At 56.8% G+C, this 19,427-nt stretch carries 13 protein-coding genes; 10 read left to right on the top strand and 3 right to left on the bottom strand.

Features of this window, described 5'->3' with window-relative positions:
• Positions 1-118: 118 nt before the first annotated feature.
• Genes treZ through glgX form a run of 3 tightly spaced genes read left to right on the top strand, consistent with a single transcriptional unit; the run spans position 119 to position 6,492 of the window.
• Complete coding sequence (gene treZ, locus M8013_RS22955; protein WP_271270048.1) at positions 119-1,894, top strand: malto-oligosyltrehalose trehalohydrolase; 1,776 nt, start codon at positions 119-121, stop codon at positions 1,892-1,894.
• Entirely contained in the window at positions 1,891-4,380 is a 2,490-nt protein-coding gene (gene treY / locus M8013_RS22950; RefSeq protein WP_271270047.1) for a malto-oligosyltrehalose synthase, read from the top strand. Before treZ ends, treY begins: the two co-directional genes overlap by 4 nt.
• A gap of 36 nt (positions 4,381-4,416) precedes the next feature.
• Positions 4,417-6,492, top strand: coding sequence for a glycogen debranching protein GlgX (gene glgX, locus M8013_RS22945; RefSeq protein ID WP_271270046.1), 2,076 nt, complete (start codon positions 4,417-4,419; stop codon positions 6,490-6,492).
• Positions 6,493-6,499: 7 nt separating this feature from the next.
• On the opposite strand, the gene M8013_RS22940 is transcribed toward glgX, so the two are convergent.
• Positions 6,500-6,784: a VF530 family protein gene (locus M8013_RS22940; protein ID WP_271270045.1), complete on the bottom strand. Its 285-nt coding sequence runs from the start codon at positions 6,782-6,784 to the stop codon at positions 6,500-6,502.
• A 107-nt stretch (positions 6,785-6,891) separates the two neighbouring features.
• A complete protein-coding gene (locus M8013_RS22935; RefSeq protein ID WP_271270044.1) occupies positions 6,892-8,196 on the bottom strand; it encodes a glycoside hydrolase family 10-like protein in 1,305 nt (434 codons plus the stop codon).
• A 163-nt stretch (positions 8,197-8,359) separates the two neighbouring features.
• Here M8013_RS22935 and M8013_RS22930 point away from each other — a divergent pair, with 163 nt between their 5' ends.
• A complete protein-coding gene (locus tag M8013_RS22930; RefSeq protein ID WP_271270043.1) occupies positions 8,360-8,890 on the top strand; it encodes an isochorismatase family protein in 531 nt (176 codons plus the stop codon).
• A gap of 33 nt (positions 8,891-8,923) precedes the next feature.
• On the opposite strand, the gene M8013_RS22925 is transcribed toward M8013_RS22930, so the two are convergent.
• Positions 8,924-9,295, bottom strand: a complete 372-nt coding sequence (locus tag M8013_RS22925; RefSeq protein ID WP_271270042.1) for an amidase family protein — start codon at positions 9,293-9,295, stop codon at positions 8,924-8,926.
• 987 nt (positions 9,296-10,282) lie between these two features.
• On the opposite strand from M8013_RS22925, the gene pgaA reads away from it, so the two are divergent.
• The 6 genes from pgaA to yjjJ all read left to right on the top strand — a co-directional run bounded on the left by pgaA (position 10,283) and on the right by yjjJ (position 19,323).
• A complete protein-coding gene (gene pgaA, locus M8013_RS22920) occupies positions 10,283-12,742 on the top strand; it encodes a poly-beta-1,6 N-acetyl-D-glucosamine export porin PgaA (RefSeq protein WP_271270041.1) in 2,460 nt (819 codons plus the stop codon).
• 9 nt (positions 12,743-12,751) lie between these two features.
• Positions 12,752-14,767: a poly-beta-1,6-N-acetyl-D-glucosamine N-deacetylase PgaB gene (pgaB, locus tag M8013_RS22915; RefSeq protein WP_271270040.1), complete on the top strand. Its 2,016-nt coding sequence runs from the start codon at positions 12,752-12,754 to the stop codon at positions 14,765-14,767.
• Positions 14,764-16,098 carry a poly-beta-1,6-N-acetyl-D-glucosamine synthase gene (gene pgaC / locus M8013_RS22910; protein ID WP_271270039.1) on the top strand — a complete coding sequence of 445 codons (1,335 nt, stop codon included), beginning with the start codon at positions 14,764-14,766 and terminating at the stop codon, positions 16,096-16,098. The genes pgaB and pgaC overlap by 4 nt, the downstream gene beginning before the upstream one ends.
• Positions 16,095-16,592: a poly-beta-1,6-N-acetyl-D-glucosamine biosynthesis protein PgaD gene (pgaD, locus tag M8013_RS22905; protein WP_271270038.1), complete on the top strand. Its 498-nt coding sequence runs from the start codon at positions 16,095-16,097 to the stop codon at positions 16,590-16,592. Before pgaC ends, pgaD begins: the two co-directional genes overlap by 4 nt.
• 263 nt (positions 16,593-16,855) lie before the next feature.
• Entirely contained in the window at positions 16,856-17,845 is a 990-nt protein-coding gene (locus M8013_RS22900) for a hypothetical protein (RefSeq protein WP_271270037.1), read from the top strand.
• Positions 17,846-18,018: 173 nt separating this feature from the next.
• Positions 18,019-19,323 (top strand): type II toxin-antitoxin system HipA family toxin YjjJ, encoded by a 1,305-nt coding sequence (gene yjjJ / locus M8013_RS22895; protein WP_271270036.1) that lies wholly within the window; start codon positions 18,019-18,021, stop codon positions 19,321-19,323.
• The last annotated feature ends 104 nt before the right edge of the window (positions 19,324-19,427 follow it).

The following is a 19,427-nucleotide window of genomic DNA, read 5'->3' as shown; positions in this document are numbered from 1 at the left end:
CCGGCCAGGAAAATTGCCGCTTCGCGGTCCCCTTGTCTAATCCCCTTACTGTAGCGCTGCCCGTCACCTCAACTAACCTGGTCTATGCTTGTAATTCACGCGCAGAAGAGGTTAAGGAATGACGGCAAAATCGATTAAGTATTGGGGATGTGAGTATTCAGACAGCAGTGAAACGCGCTTTCGGCTGTGGGCCAGCGGGCAGCAGCAGGTCTCACTGCGAGTAAAAGGGGACACGATACCCATGAACCCGACCGGCAGCGGCGGGTTTGCATTGTGCGTCGCGAACGTGGCCCCCGGTTCTCCCTACAGCTTTATTCTTGCTGACGGCACCGCGGTGCCGGACCCGGCATCCCGCGCCCAGTTGGGGGATGTGAACGGCTCTTCTCAGGTATACGACCCGAACAGTTACGCCTGGCAGTTTACCGACTGGCAGGGGCGCGCCTGGGAAGAGAGCGTGATTTACGAACTGCATATCGGCACCTTTACCCCTGAAGGCACCTTCCGCGCCGCCACCGACAAACTCTCGTATCTGGCTGAACTCGGCATTACCGTCATTGAGCTGATGCCCGTTTCGCAGGCCGGCGGCAAGCGCGGCTGGGGTTATGACGGCGTGTTGCTGTATGCCCCACACAGCGCCTACGGCACCCCGGATGAGCTTAAAGCTTTCGTCGATACGGCCCACGGACTGGGGCTGTCGGTGATCCTCGATATTGTGCTGAATCATTTCGGCCCGGAGGGCAATTATCTGCCGCTTCTGGCCCCGGACTTTTTCCATCCTGAACGAATGACCCCGTGGGGCAACGGCATCGCCTACGATCTCGACCCGGTGCGGGAGTACATTACCGATGCGCCGCTGTTCTGGCTGAGGGAGTATCACCTCGACGGCTTGCGTTTTGACGCCATCGACCAGATCAAAGACAGCGCCGACACGCACGTGCTGATTGAGATTGCCGAGCGGATCCGCCGCGAGATCACCGACCGCCCCGTGCATCTCACCACCGAAGACAGCCGCAATGTCGTGTATCTGCATCCGCGTACAGAGGATGGTGCGGCTCCACTGTTTACCGCCGAGTGGAATGACGATATGCATAACGCCGCGCACGTGATGGTCACCGGCGAAACCCACGCCTGGCATCTGGATTTTGCGGATCACCCCGAGAAATGGCTGGCGAGGGCGCTGACCGAAGGATTTGCCTACCAGGGCGATCGCTCCCCGCAGACCTGTGAACGGCGCGGCGTTGACAGCCGCTGCCAGCCCCCGGTGGCATTTGTCGATTTTATCCAGAATCACGACCAGGTGGGCAACCGCGCCCAGGGCGACCGACTGATTAGCCTTATCGGAGAAGCGCGAACGCAGGTGCTGCAGGCCGCGCTGCTGTTGTCACCGCATATTCCGCTGCTGTTTATGGGCGAAGAGTATGGCGAAACCCGGCCATTCCTGTTTTTCACTGATTTCCATGGGGATCTTGCACGCGCGGTGCGCGAAGGGCGGGCTCGCGAGTTTGCCGATCACGACGAAACGGTGCCCGATCCCAACGCCCTCGAAACCTTCAACCGCTCGAAGCTCGACTGGGACAAACTCAACCAGCCTGACGGTGAGGCGTGGCTGCATTTTACGCAGCAGTTGCTGAAGCTCCGTCAGCAGGCGATTGTGCCGCTGTTGGCCAATGCGCGCGGTGGTACCGGTAAGGTGCTGAAAACCGCACCCGGCTGCATGGTGGTGAGCTGGACCTTCCCGCAGGGCACCCTGACGCTGGCGCTGAATGCCAGCGATCGTCACGAAACCCTGCCTGATATCGCCGGTGAAACCCTGTTTGCCTGGCCAGACGCCCGCACTGAACTGCATCCTGATACCCTTATTGTGCGCTTTGCACAGGGAGAGACTACCCGATGATCCCCACCGCAACATGGCGTATTCAGTTTCGAAACGGCATGACGTTCGATCGTGCCGCCAGCCTGGTGCCTTATCTGCAGCAGCTCGGGATAAGCCACCTGTACGCGTCACCCATTTTTACCGCCGCCAGCGGCTCCACGCACGGTTACGACGTGACCGATGTGAACGAAATTGACCCGGCGATTGGCGGGCGGGCCGGGTTTGAGCGGATGGTCAGCGCCCTCAAAACGGCCGGGCTGGGGTTGATCCTCGATATCGTGCCGAACCACATGTCCACCTCACTGGAGAATGCCTGGTGGCGGGATGTGATTGAGCACGGCGAGAAAAGCCGCTTTGCCCGGCATTTTGATATCGACTGGTCACGGCGGCTGACGTTGCCGTTCCTCGGCGATGACGCAGAGGTGGCGCTGGAGAAGGGCGAGCTTAGCGTGCAGCGCGATCCCCATACCGGCAAACCGGCGCTGGCGTATTTTGACGATTATTACCCGTTAACGCCCGACAGCTGGGTGGGACGAGAAAATGAGGTGTTGGCGCTGTGCAACCCGGCAACACTTGCCGAACTGCATGACCAGCAGCCGTATCGCCTCACCAGCTGGCGTGATGCCCCGCGCGATCTCTCCTGGCGGCGTTTCTTCGAGATAACCGGCCTGGTCGGAGTGCGCGTTGAAGACGAGGCGGTGTTTGACGACAGCCATGCCCTGATTCTGGCGCTGGTGCGTTCGGGAGCGGTGGACGGCCTGCGCATCGATCATGTGGATGGTCTGGCCGATCCGCGCGGTTATCTGCAGCGTCTGCGCCAGCAGGCCGGGGCAGACTGCTATATCACGGTAGAGAAGATCCTCGGTAAAGGGGAGCATCTCCCGACCGACTGGCCGATATCCGGCACCACCGGGTATGAATTTATCGCCTCACTCTCTGAAGTGCTGGTGGATGACGAACGCATCGACATTCTGCGTCAGGTTTATGACGAGGTGATGGGCAAACCGGTGGATATGCACGCCGAGCTGCGCGCGGCCCGGCTGCTGATGGTGGAGCGCAACTTCGAAGGTGAATTTAACACCCTGCTGCAGCTGGCGTTGAAGGCCGGGCAGGGCGAAATCGAAGAAGATGTGCTGCGACTGGCGCTGCGGGAGCTGCTGGTGGCTTTCCCTGTGTATCGCACCTACGGTACGGCACAAGGGCTGTCGGGCGCGGATCTGCAGCTGCTGAACAGCGTGGTGGCGAAGGTCAGCGTTGACCCGGCGGCGCTGGCGCTGCTGACCCGGATCCTGACGGGTGAGGTGGCGGATACGGACACTGCAACAGAGTTTCGTACCCGCTTCCAGCAGCTGACCGGGCCGCTGATGGCCAAGTCGGTCGAAGACACGCTCTTTTTCCGTCAGCACATGGGGCTGGCCCTGAATGAAGTGGGCGCCGAGCCGGTACCGCGCGGCTTTTCCCTGACCCGCTTTCATCACGAGATGGCGACCCGCCGGGAACGGCAGCCGGATGCGCTCTCCGGGACTTCGACCCACGATACCAAGCGGGGCGAAGACGCCCGCGCCCGGCTGTACACCCTGACCGAAGCGCCGCAGATCTGGGCTGAATGTGTGGCCCGCTGGCAGCAGATGAACCAGACCCACGTCCGCTTTCTGAATGACGGAACCGCACCGCGCGGAGCCGATACCTGGATGCTGTATCAGGCGCTGGCCGGCGTCTGGCCGCCGCAGCTCGATCCGCAGGATACCGCAGGCCTGAAAGCGCTTGAGGAACGGTTCCTGGCCTTCGTCGAGAAAGCGCTGCGCGAAGCTAAACTGCGCACCGACTGGGTGGACAGCAATGAAGCCTATGAAACGGTGGTGCTGGCCTACGCCGCCCATCTGCTGTCGCCCGACAATCAGCTGTTCTTACAGGATTTTAGCACTGCGTTACGGCCCTTTATTCTCAGCGGGCTGATCAACAGCCTGAGTCAGACCGTGATCAAACTCACCGCCCCCGGCGTGCCGGATATTTATCAGGGCAGCGAGGGGCTTAACTTTAGCCTGGTTGACCCGGATAACCGCCGGGAGCCGGATTACGCCCAACTCACGCAGCAGCTCAGCGCAAAACCCGCAGGTATTGCCAGCTGGCTGGACGGGCAACTCAAGCAGTCGGTGATTGCCACTCTGCTGCAGCTGCGTCAGCAAAAACCGGCCCTGTTCCGTCTGGGCAGCTACACGGCGCTGATCACCACCGGCGAGCAGGCGGATAAAGCCATTGCCTTTGCGCGCATTGATGACGGCGATGCCTTGATTGTGGTGGCACCCCGCCTGGCGTTTGATGCCGCTCTGGACGCGTTTCCGGTCAGCGGGGCGGCGCTGTGGGCGCAGACCGAGGTGATCTTGCCTGCGGGGCTGGCGAACCGTCGCTACCGGGACTGCTTCAGCGGTGAAACTTTGTTATTAAATGAAAGCCTGCAACTCGCGACGACGCGGGACTGCTGGCGGGTATTACTTGGCTGCGATTAATTTTGGCAAGACCTTTTTGTGTTCGAGGGAGAGAGTATGGCAAACGATAAACGCTATGAGATCCGGGCAGGTGACTGCCATCAGCTTGGGGCGAACTACGACGGCAAAGGGGTTAACTTTGCGCTGTTTTCGGCTCACGCCGAGCGCGTGGAGTTGTGTCTGTACGATCCGAGTGGCAAAGCCGAGATTGCACGTCTGGAACTGCCGGAATATACCCATGAGATCTGGCACGGCTATGTCCCGGATCTGAAACCCGGCGCCCTGTATGGCTATCGGGTATACGGGCCTTACGATCCCGAAAATGGCCATCGCTTTAATCATCATAAGCTGCTGATTGACCCCTATGCCCGGGATTTGGTGGGCGATCTGCGCTGGAACGATGCCCACTTTGCCTGGCCACTGGGGCATGAAGATAAAGACTTAAGCTTTGATACCCGCGACAGCGCGCCGTTTACGCCTAAATGTCGGGTGATTGACCCTACCGTGTTCGACGGGCAGGACCCGCATCGCCCGGCGGTGCCGTGGGGCAGTACCATTCTGTATGAAACCCACGTGAAGGGCTTTACCCAGCTCAACCCGGCCATTCCCGCTGAACTGCGCGGCACCTATGAAGGGTTGGGACATAAAGCGGCGGTGGATTACATCAAAAGCCTGGGTATTACCTCGGTGGAGCTGCTGCCGGTACATGCCTTCCCGGACGATCAGCATCTGCTGGATAAAGGGCTGAAAAATTACTGGGGTTATAACACGCTCGGCTTCTTTTCACTGGCATCACGCTACTGCGGACCCCAGGGAATTCAGGGCTTTCGCGATATGGTGCGCGCCTTTCACGATGCCGGTATCGAGGTGATCCTTGACGTGGTGTATAACCATACCGCCGAGGGGAACGAACTGGGGCCGACCCTGTCGTTTAAAGGGATCGATAACTACTCCTATTACCGCACTGTCGTCGATCAGCATCGCTATTACGTGAACGATACCGGAACCGGTAATACGCTAAATACTTCACATCCCCGGGTGCTGCAAATGGTAATGGATTCGCTGCGCTACTGGGCGCAGTCGATGCATATCGACGGCTTTCGTTTCGACCTGGGGACCATTCTGGGACGCGAGACAGAAGGGTTCGATCAGCGCAGCGGCTTTTTTGACGCCATGATGCAGGATCCCGTGCTGTCAAAACTGAAGCTGATTGGCGAGCCGTGGGATATCGGACCTGGCGGTTATCAGGTCGGCGGATTTCCACCGGGTTGGGGCGAGTGGAACGACAAGTACCGCGACACCGTGCGCGAATACTGGCGGGGCGATAACCTGTCGTCTGACTTTGCCGCCCGACTGCTCGGATCCGGCGATCTGTACGACCTGCGCGGTCGACGTCCGTGGGCCAGTATCAACTTTATTACTGCGCACGACGGTTTTACCCTCAACGACCTGGTGTCGTTTAACGAGAAGCACAACGACGCCAACCTCGACAATAACACCGACGGCCACAACGATAACCGGTCATCGAATTATGGCGCGGAAGGCCCGACCGATGACGAACAGATTAATGCGATAAGAGAGCAGCAGAAGCGCAACCTGCTCACCACGCTGTTTTTTTCCCACGGTACGCCGATGCTGCTGGCGGGGGATGAGTTTGGTCGCAGCCAGCAGGGGAACAATAACGGTTACTGTCAGGATAGCGAGATCAGCTGGGTACACTGGGAAAACCTGCCCGAGAGCGCCGATGCGCTGCGCAAATTTACCCGCCAGCTTATCCACCTGCGCACCACCCAGCCGCTATTGCGCCGCGAGAGCTGGCGAGACGGGATGGAGATCCACTGGTTTAATGCGGGAGGGGGAGCGCAGCAGCCAGAAGACTGGGAGGCGGGTACAACGCTGGGGCTGTATATCAGTCGCCCGGACCTGAAAACGCAGGAAGGACTGTGGCATGATGTGCTGCTGCTGATTAATCCCGCCGACAGTCCGGTGCCGTTTAGTCTTCCGCAGCACGGCGAGGGAGGATGGACGCTGGAGCTGAGCACCGCCGAAGATGACAATCATCCCCGCAAGGTCATGCAGGAGGCGGTGTTTGAACTGGCGGGCCGCAGTATCGCGCTGTTCAGACGGCCTTAATTTCAGGCTATTTGTCGGCCAGAGCTCTGGCCCACGGGCTGGTGGCGTCTTCGTCATCGGCGGCCGGGGCCGGGTCGTCGAGGGAGTCCAGATACAGGGCTTCGACCTCGGCGCGGGCCCAGGGCGTGCGGCGCAGGAATTTAAGGCTCGATTTCACGCTTGGGTCGCTGTTAAAGCAGTTGATTTTAATGATCTTACCCAGCCCGGCCCAACCGTAGCGTGCCACCAGGGCGGTGACCTGCATCTCGAGGGTAACGCCGTGGAGAGGATCTTTCGAAGGTTGAGCAGTCATAGGCGTCCGGTTGTTATCTGGCAAGTGAGAAAGCGGGGAAGGTTACAAGAAAATAGAGGGGTCAGCAAGCGCCTGCATTGGAGAATACAGGCGCCTGAATGCGCGACTTACGACCCCCAGCGGCTTCGCAGATAGCGGACCGCATCCTGGGCCTGAGGCTGATTGAGGTTATTTTCCCGGAACAGGATCGTCCCGTCGATCTGCGGTTCAGACTCGTTCAGGTCGAGCTGCTTTTTCAGCTCTGGCACGCCGCCGTTCACCGTCCAGTCAGGTTCTTTGCTGGACGGTTCGCCCACCTTATACAGCGCCACGCCAATATACAGCCGCGTATGGGTCGGCTTCACGACGTCGGCCCACCATTTGGCCAGCACGTCATAGCGCGCCGCATCGCGGGCAAACGGCCAGTACAGCTGCGGGGCAATATAATCCAGCAACCCCTGCTGTACCCAGCGCCGGGTATCGGCGAAGGACTCGTCGTAAGCCGCCGCGCCCCGGGTATCGGATCCGGCCGGATCGTGGGAACGGTTACGCCAGACGCCTGCCGGGCTCACGCCAAACTCGACGTTCGGGTTGATCTGCTTAATGGTGCGCGACACCTGAGCAATCAGCTGCTGGGTGTTATCGCGCCGCCAGTCGGCCTTCGAGGCAAATTGTTGCCCGTACTGACGCCAGGTGGCGTTGTCATTCAGCGCAGAGCCTGCCGATTCCGCATAGAAATAGTCATCGAACTGCACGCCGTCCACCGGATAACGTGACACCACTTCCGCCACGATACTGGCAATCCAGTCCCGCGCCTCTGGAATACCTGGATCGAGCACGTAGCGATCGCCCGCCGTGCGGATCCAGTCACGGTGCAGAACAAACACGCTGGCAGGATTGAGCGACAGGGTACGGTTCAGCTCCGCCACGGTACCCGGGCGGGTATTGGTCGAGACGCGGTAAGGGTTAAACCAGGCGTGAACCTTCATCCCGCGTTTGTGCGCTTCGTCGAGCATAAATTGCAGCGGATCGTAGCCCGGATCCTGACCAATTTTGCCGGTCAGCATATCCGACCACGGCAGTATTCGTGAGGGCCACAGGGCCGTGCCGTCAGGTTTGACCTGGAAAAACACGGTATTGATGCCGAGGCTTTTCAGGTTATCCAGCTTGTCGGTCAGGGCTTTTTGCTGCTGCTGGTTACGCGACGCCGGGTTAACGCCATTCACCGACGAGACCGGCGGCCAGTCGAGACGTGACACGGTCGCCAGCCAGACGCCGCGCACCGGTTCATTGCGCTGCGACTTTTGCACCAGCGGCTGTTTAGCGACCGGCGGCAGTGGAGTCACCAGCGATTTGGGGGGGGTAGAGCTGCAGCTGGCCAGTAAAAATGCCCAGGCGATCAATACGCTCGAACGTTTAAGGTGCTGTGCCACAGGCTGAAAACGGCGTGAACGGGCGATGATAGGCTCCAGTTTATGGGTAGTCGCCGGGAACGCTTATTCTCTTATTATTCGGGGGTAAGTCAATCACAGAGAGCGTGCTAAGGTTGCGATACGTAAAGGGAGTCCATCGCACGTCACTGAACGGGGAAACCAGATGTCCAGAGCATTACTGATTATCGATATGCAGAAGTTTGTTGAAGACCGGATCAATCAAGGCGTTCAATTTTATCCGTCCAATGCCATCAACAATATGACAATCGTTTTACGTCAATTCCGAAAGGAACAGGCGCTGGTGGCCCACGTTGTTCATCAGACGGCCGAAGAAGGCAGCGTGCTGCATCAGGATTCGCCTTTTTATCCGGCGATCGGTGATTTTGAACCTACCCCCGACGAACGCGTTTTCATTAAGCGGACCTCATCGGCGTTTGCCTCTACCGACCTGAAACACTATCTGGAGGCGAAGGGGATCTCAGAGGTGGTGGTGATGGGCGCCGTTGCTGGCTTCTGCGTGAATTCCACCGTCAGGCATGGCTCAGATCTGGGGCTGAAAATGACGGTGGTGAAGGATGCGGTGATTAGCTTTGATTTGCCGGATGCCCAGCGAGAAGAGAAGAATATTCATGACGTCACGATGAAACTGCTCGAGGCGGGCTTTGCCCGGATGGTGTTCGCGGATGCTGTTTAGCACCTGATCCTTGAAAGATCAGGTGCCGATGGATCACGGCTTTAAGATCTGCTCTAGCGTAGCGCCTATCGCCAGAATCTGCGCATCGCTACCCGGTAAGCCGTCTATCTCAATTCCCACTGGCAGCTGGCTGGTGGGGCCATTGCCGATCGGCAACGACAGCCCCGGTAACCGGGCGTTACTCCCTGGGTCCACATTGCGGATCAGCCGGGCAAAGTTCTGTGCCGAACTAACCTCCTCGTTGGCTAAAGGCGCGACGACAGGTGAGGTGGGGAAGATCAGCCCATCCAGCTCGTTATCACGAAACGTCTGTTCATAGATTGCCCGCAGGCGAGCCATGCCGTGTGAGATGGCCTGTTCATACAACGGCGGCACCGGCACAGGGCGACCGTCGTTATCCGGCATCAGCCCCGGAATACACGTCGAGTTCGTGGTTGTTCAGGTCATCAGTGCGATACATTCCCTGTGCTCATAGAGTGGAATTTCTGGATGTGAGTGTAGGACAGCGTGGGATCTGTGCCAATTATCCTGATCACATCGTTTAGTTACAACATACAATATGATGCTCATTAAATATCACGCCTGACCTCCGTGCTCTGTGCATTGCTTTGCAGAAGGTGAAGGTGAAGGTGAAGGTGAAGGTGATTTTAACCTCTTTAGTGGACAAATTGTTGGGCTATTTACCTGGCCGCGATCTGCGCCCGCCTATTATGTGCTGTTTACCACCGCAATTAGTTTGTGCGCAATGTCACTGTTACCTGAGTCGCGTCAACCGGCGATAACCCCCCCGTCCAGTGCCACCTGACAGACCACCGTCAACCCGCGTAATGGTCAAGCAACATCATTACGCCCCTCCTTTCGTGGTCCGACCTTTCGCCGCCTAAAAACCATCGGCATATTCCGCAGGCCAAAATTAATAAGCCGGATACTGTAATATTTCCGCCCACGCTCAACCTCACGGAAGTAATAAGGCGTGTTCTCCAGACAAGCCAAAGAAAGAGAATTTGACTATAAAACCTTTACTTATCAAATTGTTAAATCCATTTCACCTCGCAAAATTTTGCTCACGCGTTATTTTCGATCTGTCCTTTCCCCGTTACGCAGCATTGAATGCCAGAAGTATGAGAAAAAACTGACGACAAGTTATTTTTAACCAATTACCTGTGGGGGCTTCCTGGAATATTTTGGAAACCAGTGTTAGATTTTTAAAGGCGCTAATTGCCCATGCCTATAAATATACGTTTTATTGCGTTGTCAATAATACAAATGCGTCAGATTTATAAAACTATTTCTCACCGTTAAGTTCTGATGCTTTATTTATTAATAAATCATGAAGAAACACATTGAATGATACAGCTTACTCCTGCTCTGGCATAAGGATATAAAAAAGCTATGTTCAGCATTCGTCGGTCGATTAAAACGATAAATAACATCAGGTTGGTGGGCTTTATTTGTACCGCCGCCGTTCTTTTTCCTGTGCAGGCGATGGCCGACGCAGAGGAGTATGACGCTCTGGTGATAGAAGCCCGAGCCGGCAACACGAAACCTTTATTGAAATATTTTCAGGCCCAGGAAGCGCAAAAAGCGCTGACCGCCGAGCAGGTAGCCGACTGGCTACAGGTATCGAGTTGGGCGAATAACGATCAGGAGACGCTCAGGGTCTGGCAGCGCTACCGGGGGCAGGTGGATATTCCCGCGCGCGGGCAGGTTGCGGTGGCTCGTGTGCTGCGTAATGAGCAGAAATGGGATCAGTCGCTGACGGTCTGGGAAAACGTATTACTCGCCGAACCCGAGAATGCCGATGCGCGCACCGGCTGGATCATGACCCTGGCCGATGCGCGACGCAACGAAGAGGCATTAACCGAAGCCACAAAATGGCAGCAACAGGAACCCGGCCCCGATCGCGATGCGCTGGTTGCTTACGTGTATCAGTCGCAAGGGAAAAACTGGGATGCCTTACTGGCGGCCAGCCAGGCACAGGTAGGGGATCCGCAAAATAAAAGCGCAAAGTCCACGATGGTCGGGGTGCTGGCAGCCAACCGGATATCCGGCCCCGCGCTCCAGCTTTCGGATAATCTGGCCGCCACCGACCCGATAAAACGCCGTCTGGAGCTGGATGCCGCCGCGCAAATTGTGCGCGCGGCCTATACGCCGACGCGTAACGAAGCGGAGCGTTTTATCGTCGCCGACCGGGCCCTGGAACGCTACGACCAACTGCTGGCAGCGTGGACACCGCTACCGGATGCGCAGGCGGATATCCGTCGCGCCAGAACCGACCGCATCGGCGCGCTGGTGATCCGCAAACGTAACGCAGAGGCGATCGCAGAATATGAGGCACTGGACGCGCAAGCGCCGGTGCCTTCTTACGCTAAACGCTGGATCGCCACCGCCTACCTGAACCAACAGCAGCCGGCCAAAGCCGAAGCGCTGCTGATGAGTATTTATTATCCGACCGGGCCGCTTCCTCAGACGCCGCTCAGCCCGGAAGATGAGCAGGAGCTGTTTTTCGCCCGCATCGATAATGAAAACTTTGAGGCGGCCAAGATCCAGGTCGATGATTACATCAAGAAAAGTCCCTATCTGCGGCGTATTTACGGTTCCCCGACGTTGCAACCGAACGACAACTGGCTGAGCGGCCAGATGATGCTCAGCCAGTACTATATCGCCACCAACGATCTGCCCGCCGCCGAAAAACAGGCGGAGCATTTAGCGCGCACCGGCTCCGGAAACCAGGGGCTGCGCATCACCTATGCCTCGGTACTGGAGGCAAGAGGGCTGCCGCGTAAAGCCGAAGTCGAACTGAAACTTGCCGAAGTGCTGGAACCCAGCAATCTGGAACTGGAGCGTCAGCAGGCCTATGTAGCCCTCGATCTTCAGGAGTGGAAGCAGGCGGATGAACTGACCGATGACGTCATCGCCCGCAGCCCGGACGACACATCAACGCTGCGGCTGGCGCGTATTCGCGACGTCCACAAGATGGCCGAACTGCGGATCAACGGTTATCAGGGCATTTCGTCAGACAGCCCGGTCAGCGGTAAACACGACTTCACCATTAATTCGGCGATTTACAGTCCACCGATTAACGATAACTGGCGCCTGTTTACCGGCTTCAACTTTGCCACCGGCGAGTTCGAAGAAGGGAAGGGTATCAGCCGCGATCTGGCCGCCGGTGCCGAATGGACCTCACGCGATTACTGGGCCGAAATGGAAGTTTCCGGCCGCAACTACGGCGACGGGCAAAAAATTGGTGGCCGTCTGTCGGGCTGGCATGACTTCAACGACAACTGGCGGGTGGGGGGCTCTGCCGAGCGACTGTCGCGCAATACGCCGCTGCGTGCCCTGCGGAATAACGTCAGCGCCAACGGCGGCGATGCCTATATTCGCTGGTATCAGAACGAGCGCCGCGAGTACTCGCTCTCTGTCGCCGGGTCGCACTTCTCTGATGGCAACGACCGTATTGAGTACGGTCTGAGCGGCAAAGAACGCCTGTGGACCAAACCGCGCTTTACGCTGGATTTCATCCCGGCAATCAGCGGCAGCGTTAACAGCAAAGAAGACGTGCTGTATTACAACCCGAAACAGGACTTTACCATCGTGCCCGGGCTCAGTGCCGAACACGTTCTGTATCGCCTGTATGACACGGTCTGGACACAACAGCTTACCGCGGGGGTCGGCAGCTACTGGCAGCAGGATCATGGCACTGGCGTGGTGACTCAACTGGGGTACGGGCAGCGGATCCAGTGGAATCACGTGGTGGATGGCGGGTTGATGCTGACCTGGGATAAACGTCCGTACGATGGCAAGCGAGAGCGGAACATCGCTATCGCATTCGATTTGAACGTCAGGTTTTAGGGGCCGACTATGTTAAAGAAAGGGTTGTATTTAACCTTACTCATCGCCGGATGGATACTGGTCACTGCCTGCAGCAGTGAGAGAGCGCCGCGCTATGATCCTCCGGCGGACAGAGCCCCACTGACCGCCGATCACGCCTGGCCGAAAAACAGTTTTCTGGTGATCGGCTATCACGATGTGGAAGATAACGCGGCCGACCAGCGCTATCTGTCGGTGCGCACCAGTGCGCTCAATGAACAGATGGCCTGGCTGCGCGACAACGGCTATCACCCGGTGAGCGTGCAGCAAATCCTCGATGCCCACAACGGCAAAATCGTGCTGCCGGAGAAAGCCGTTCTGCTGACCTTCGATGATGGTTACAGCAGCTTTTACACCCGGGTCTGGCCGCTGCTGAAATCTTACAACTGGCCCGCGCTGTGGGCACCGGTCGGCAGTTGGGTGGATTCCCCTCCCGGCAAGCCCGTCAACTTTGGCGGTTTGATGACGCCGCGCGATAAATTTGCCACCTGGCAGATGGTCAAGGAGATGGGGGAGTCGCCGCTGGTCGAGATTGGTGCCCATACCTGGGCATCGCATTACGGCAGCACGGCTAACCCACAGGGCAGCCAGCAGCCTGCGGTCGCCAACCATCTCTACAATAAAGACACCAAACAGTATGAAACTGACGCGCAGTTCAATCAGCGTATTAACACCGACCTGGATCTGATTACGCAAAAAATCACCGAGGTGACCGGCAAAGCGCCGCGCGCCTGGGTGTGGCCATATGGTGCCGCAAGCGGAACCACCTGGCAGATCGCCAAAGAGCACGGTTATCAGATGGCGTTCACCCTGAACGAGGGGCTGGCGAACGCCGCTAATCTAGACGATGTGCCGCGTATTCTGATCTCCGATAATCCGTCACTCCAGCGCTTTGCTGCCCAGGTGGCGCAGGTACGCGAGCCGCGCACCATGCGGGTGATGCACGTCGATCTCGATTATGTGTACGACAAAAACCCGGAGCAGCAGCGCAGAAATATCGACAAGCTGATCCAGCGTGTTTACGACATGCGTATTTCGCATGTTTTCCTGCAGGCCTATGCCGACCCTAAAGGTGACGGCAACATACGCGAGCTGTACTTCCCTAACCGCTGGCTGCCAATGCGCGCCGACCTGTTTAACTATATCGCCTGGCAGCTGCAGACCCGTGGCGGCGTGGAGGTTTTCGCCTGGATGCCGGTGCTGGCATTCGATCTTGATAGTTCCATCCCGCGGGTCATGAAGTGGGATCCCGACACCCACCGCAGCGCTGTCGATAAAGAGCAATATGTGCGTCTTTCGCCCTGGAACGCCGAGGCGCGTAAACGCATCACCGAGATCTACCAGGACCTGGCAACGCACGCCAGCTTCAAAGGGATCCTGTTCCACGATGATGCCTTCCTGACCGACTTTGAAGATGCCTCGCCGGATGCGTTGGCCGCTTACCGGGCTGCCGGATTCCCGGGCGACATCGGCAAGATCCGTGATAACCCGCAGATGTTCGAACGCTGGACGCGATTCAAGAGCCGCGCCCTGATCGACTTTACGCTCCAGCTCACCCGGGCCACGCAAGCCATTCGCGGCCCGCAGGTGAAAACAGCGCGCAATATCTATGCCATGCCGGTGCTGGAGCCGGAGAGCGAGGCCTGGTTTGCGCAGAACCTCTCTGATTTTCTTGGTACCTATAACTGGACGGCACCGATGGCGATGCCACTGATGGAGAAAGTGCCGCTTGATGAGTCCAATGCCTGGCTCGATAAACTGGTCAGCGCCGTTGCCCGGCATCCCGGCGCACTGGACAAGACCGTGTTCGAGCTGCAGGCGCGTGACTGGCGACAATCCGAAGGGCAGGGTGAGATCAGCGGTACACAGCTGGCCGACTGGATGCGCCAGCTGAAGCTGAGCGGGGCGGTCAACTACGGCTATTACCCCGATGATTTCATCAACGATAAACCTGAGATGTCAGAGATTCGATCGACATTCTCCTCATTCTGGTATCCGCAAAAATGACCGATCGCATTGTCGCTTTCCTCATCCTTTGCCTGATGTTCAGCCTGCCTCTGAGCGTGGCGGTCATCTTTACCGGCGAAGTGATGCTGAACTTTATTTTCCTGTGGCCACTGTTTATGTCCGCCCTGTGGATGAGCGGTGGGCTTTACTTCTGGTTCTACCGTGAACGCCACTGGAAGTGGGGGAAGGACACGCCACCGCCGGTACTGGAGGGTTCGCCGCTGATTTCGATCCTGATCCCTTGCTATAACGAAGGGGATAACGCCCGGGAGACCATCGAAGCGGCGCTGGCGCAGCGCTATGAAAACATCGAAGTGATCGCCATTAACGACGGTTCCAAAGATAACACCGGTGAGGTGCTGAACCAGCTGGCGAGCGAATACCCGCGCCTTCGGGTGATTCATCTGGCCGAGAATCAGGGCAAAGCCGTGGCGTTAAAAACCGGTGCAGGCGCGGCACGCAGCGATTTTCTGGTCTGTATCGACGGGGATGCGTTACTGGATCGTGACGCTGCCGCCTATATGGTGGCGCCGCTGTTGCAGTTCCCGCGCGTCGGCGCCGTGACCGGTAACCCACGGGTGCGGACCCGTTCTACGCTGATTGGCCGGGTACAGGTGGGAGAGTTCAGTTCGATCATCGGCCTTATCAAACGCACCCAGCGCGTGTATGGCCAGGTGTTCACCGTGTCCGGCGTCATTGCCGCATTTCGTCGCCGGGCGCTGGCGGAAGTGGGGTACTGGAGCCCGGACATGATCACCGAGGACATTGATATCAGCTGGAAGCTGCAGCTCCGACACTGGTCGGTATTCTTTGAGCCGCGCGCGCTGTGCTGGATCCTGATGCCAGAGACCCTAAAAGGGCTGTGGAAGCAGCGTCTGCGCTGGGCGCAGGGCGGAGCAGAAGTGTTTATCGTCAATATGCGCCGCCTGTGGGCCTGGGAATATCGCCGCATGTGGCCGCTGTTTGCCGAGTTTTGCCTGTCGACCGTCTGGGCTTTTTCTTACGCGGTCAGCATTGTGCTGTTCCTGTTGGGGCTGCTGCTGCCCATGCCGGAAAGCCTGTACGTTCATCACCTGTTCCCACCGGGCTTTACCGGACTGATGTTGGGCGTGGTGTGCCTTCTGCAGTTCCTGGTCAGCCTGCTGATCGAACGGCGCTACGAGAAGGGCATTACCGCCTCACTGTTCTGGATCATCTGGTTCCCGGTGGTGTATTGGGCGCTCAGTTTGTTTACCACACTGGTCGCATTCCCGAAAGTCATGCTGATGCGCAAGCGCGGCAGAGCGCGCTGGGTCAGTCCTGACCGTGGTATTGGGAGATTAAAATCATGAATCAACCGCTGATCTTTACTGAACGCCGTCGACTACCAAAGGTTGTAGACGTGGCTCTCACGTTGCTCGCCTGGTTTGTTTTTATCTGGCTGATTTATAATGGTCTTGTCTTAGCGCTGGATCATCCTCCCCTGGCAGATATAAGGCCGTTCTTCCTTACGCTCGACACACTGACTATTTATACAGTGGTCGCATTATTTAACGGCCTGGTGCTGATTGGCTGGGCGAAATATAACCAGTATCGATTCCGCGTCGAGCGTCGTCGGCGTAAAGAAGGGCTGGAAGAACCCGAGCTGGCCTCCAGCCTGCATATCTCTGAACACCTGACGCACCAGTTGAGCGAAGCCAGGGTGATGACCGTTTATCACGACGAGAAAGGGGACATCGACCACATTGAGGGAGTCAGATCGGCGCAGGACAACGCCGCGCTGCCGGAAAATGTCATCCGACTGGATTCGATGTTTACTCACGATAATCACCGCGTCGTTATGTAGCATGACCCGATGAGCAAAGCGCTGTTACAGCCCACGACACCGTGGCAGGTGAGCAGCGCTTTGCTATCAACGTTTTTCTGCTAATTAATATTCAACCTTCCTCTTGTTGGCGCTTCGTTTAAACGAAGCCGCCCGAACGCCGCCGCGGTAATATAACCAATCATTAAATTACGCAGAGTCTATGATTAATATTGTTGGTTGGGTTTTACAAATCATTAACTTATTTTATTGTCCTAATAATACTGAAAACAGTGGAGATTAAAATGACTCATTATCAACACGTTGAAGAGAGAGTTGTCGACCCGCTTTACCCGGCGATTAATCCGCTCATCAAAAGAATCTCATGGAGTGCGGTTTTTGCAGGCGTCGTAATATCCATCGTTGTTTACCTGTTATTAATGATTTTAGGTTCGGCAATCGGCGCGACGACGGTCGACCCGTTGCAAGAGGAGCATCCTCTGGAAGGCTTAGCCACCGGGGCCGCCATCTGGACCGGGGTGAGTATGATCATCTCAGCCGCCGTGGGCGGATATGTCAGCGGCTGGCTGACGCATCGGCACGGTGCATTACACGGCGTATTAGTCTTTGGGGTGAATACGCTTATTTGTACCACATTTCTCATTATGCTCGCCAACAATGCCACTACGGGCGCTATTAACGTGGTGGGCTCAGGAATGCAAGCCGTCGGCAGCAGTGTTAAAGCCGTCGCACCTTCAGTCACTCAAATGGCAAAGGAGAAAATGGCAGAAAATAATATCAATCTTGACGATTTCCAGAATCAGCTGGAATTAACGTTAAGGCAAACAGGGAAGCCAGAATTACAACCTGAAACGCTTGAGCAGAATGCCACTAATGAAGCAAGCATGGCGCAGCAAAATATCAATCAAGGGGGTGATGTCACCCGGTTTATTAAAGGATTAACTGACCGAAATAGTGCGACGTTTGAAGCCGCAGATCGTCAGGCGCTGAAAAACATCATCATGGCCAGAACCGGCAAGAGCGATGCCGAAGCAGAACAGATGGTCGACCAGGCGCAGAAAAATTACCAGGTCGCTCGTCAAAAATATGAAGAACTGAAAAAACAGGCCGAACAAAAAGCGCGGGAAGCCGGTGACAAAGCCGCCGCTGCCGCCGCGAAGGCCAGCTGGTACAGCTTCTTCATGTTGGTGGTGATGGCAATCATTGCGGGCGCTATGGGTGCAGCCGGTTACCATCGTCAACGGAAGGTGGTTGTTGCGACGCATCAGGTTTAATGGTGCTTTTCACTTCGTGAGAACTCCGTGACAGGGGTTCTCACGCAGACCAGGATAACAAGCGTTACGATTTCCCTCCTCGCAAATCCCGCATTTTCAAATCAAACCATTTAATGATAGATTATCTATTCACAGAGCTATTCATCTATCTATTCATTGAGTGATTCATCACAATGACAAATCGATCGGACATGATACACCAGTTGCTGCGCCAGGGGCCAATGCCAGTGAGGCAGTTGATTGATATTATTGGTATTAGTCAGCCAACCGCCTCCCGGGCATTAAAAGCAATGGGTGATGATGTTGTTCGAATCGGCTCCGGTCCATCTATTCAATATGCGCTGCGGGACGCTTTTCGCCAGTTCAGTTCGGCGCCTATTTACCGCATAACCGAAGAGGGCCAGCTGCAATCGCTCGGCAGACTCATTCCCGTTTATCCAGACGGCTTTGTCATGGAGCAGACTGATAACGTGTGTCTCCACAGTGACGGGCTGCCCTGGTGGCTGTTTGACATGCGGCCGCAGGGCTATCTTGGCCGGGCATACGCATCAACTTATTCTACCGGGCTTGGTTTGCCGCCGAATCCGGACCACTGGACAGACACCGACGTCATCCGAGCTTTACTGGCTCATGGCCACGATGCGGTCGGGAATCTATTAATAGGGGAACAGGCCAGAAACCAGTTCCTGGAGATGCCGTTGCCTACACCCGTTGATCGCGCCACTGCTTATCCCGCGCTGGCGATGGCTGCCAGCTCCGGTCAGGTACCGGGATCATCTGCAGGGGGCGAGCAACCCAAATTTTGCACCTATACCGAACGTGGCCACGTAATCGTTAAATTCACGGCTCTGGACGACAACCCGATAAGCGAACGCTGGCGCGACTTGCTTCAGGCCGAACATCTTGCGTTAAAAGTACTTGGCGTTGAAACAGAGGTATTTGATACAGGAGGGCAGCGCTTCCTTGAGATCCCCCGGTTTGATCGCGTCGGTCCCCTGGGCCGTATCGGTCTTTTTTCATTGCGGGCTCTGGATGCGGAGTTTGTCGGGCGGGCGAGGGACGCCTGGCCGGTTCTGGTTAATGAGTTAATTAAGCAGGAGCAAGTTCATCCCGATGCCGCCATTGGCACGGCGCGGCTTTGGGCATTTGGAATGCTGATCGGCAATACCGACATGCACCACGGCAATCTGTCGTTCATCAGTGGCCGTGGTCGTCCATACAATCTTGCGCCAGCCTACGACATTTTGCCCATGGGGTTTGCCCCGAAAGCAGGAGGCGAACTCGTCAATACGCTGCGACCGGCGACACTGCCTGATACGATCGGTGGGGATGTATGGCGTGAAGCACTGGATCTGGCGGAAAACTTTTTTTCTTTAGCCACCAGTTGCAACGGCTTCTCTGAAAATTTTGTCCCATGCCTGACGGCGCTGCGTGGTCATCTTGATGAGATTACGTCGCGCATATCGCGGATGGGATAATCAACGAAAGTGCTTTAATGACGGACCCGGCCAGCGCGCCGGGTTTTTAGTGCTGGGTTGAGTGTAGAGCAGAAAGAGAGGGGGAGTTCATTGAAAGCTCGGAT

Origin of the sequence: Silvania confinis (assembly GCF_025564085.1) — a bacterium.
GTDB classification, from domain to species: domain Bacteria; phylum Pseudomonadota; class Gammaproteobacteria; order Enterobacterales; family Enterobacteriaceae; genus Enterobacter; species Enterobacter confinis.
The sequence above is the reverse complement of the archived record's forward strand: the minus strand, read 5'-3'. Positions and strand labels throughout refer to the sequence as shown.

What these genes read in the sequence shown, in the direction of transcription:
- treZ (WP_271270048.1), top strand. Translation starts at nt 119, where the DNA reads ATGACGGCAAAATCGATTAAGTATTGGGGATGTGAGTATTCAGACAGC.
- treY (WP_271270047.1), top strand. Translation starts at nt 1,891, where the DNA reads ATGATCCCCACCGCAACATGGCGTATTCAGTTTCGAAACGGCATGACG.
- glgX (WP_271270046.1), top strand. Translation starts at nt 4,417, where the DNA reads ATGGCAAACGATAAACGCTATGAGATCCGGGCAGGTGACTGCCATCAG.
- M8013_RS22940 (WP_271270045.1), bottom strand. Translation starts at nt 6,784, where the DNA reads ATGACTGCTCAACCTTCGAAAGATCCTCTCCACGGCGTTACCCTCGAG.
- M8013_RS22930 (WP_271270043.1), top strand. Translation starts at nt 8,360, where the DNA reads ATGTCCAGAGCATTACTGATTATCGATATGCAGAAGTTTGTTGAAGAC.
- M8013_RS22925 (WP_271270042.1), bottom strand. Translation starts at nt 9,295, where the DNA reads ATGCCGGATAACGACGGTCGCCCTGTGCCGGTGCCGCCGTTGTATGAA.
- pgaA (WP_271270041.1), top strand. Translation starts at nt 10,283, where the DNA reads ATGTTCAGCATTCGTCGGTCGATTAAAACGATAAATAACATCAGGTTG.
- pgaB (WP_271270040.1), top strand. Translation starts at nt 12,752, where the DNA reads ATGTTAAAGAAAGGGTTGTATTTAACCTTACTCATCGCCGGATGGATA.
- pgaC (WP_271270039.1), top strand. Translation starts at nt 14,764, where the DNA reads ATGACCGATCGCATTGTCGCTTTCCTCATCCTTTGCCTGATGTTCAGC.
- pgaD (WP_271270038.1), top strand. Translation starts at nt 16,095, where the DNA reads ATGAATCAACCGCTGATCTTTACTGAACGCCGTCGACTACCAAAGGTT.
- M8013_RS22900 (WP_271270037.1), top strand. Translation starts at nt 16,856, where the DNA reads ATGACTCATTATCAACACGTTGAAGAGAGAGTTGTCGACCCGCTTTAC.
- yjjJ (WP_271270036.1), top strand. Translation starts at nt 18,019, where the DNA reads ATGACAAATCGATCGGACATGATACACCAGTTGCTGCGCCAGGGGCCA.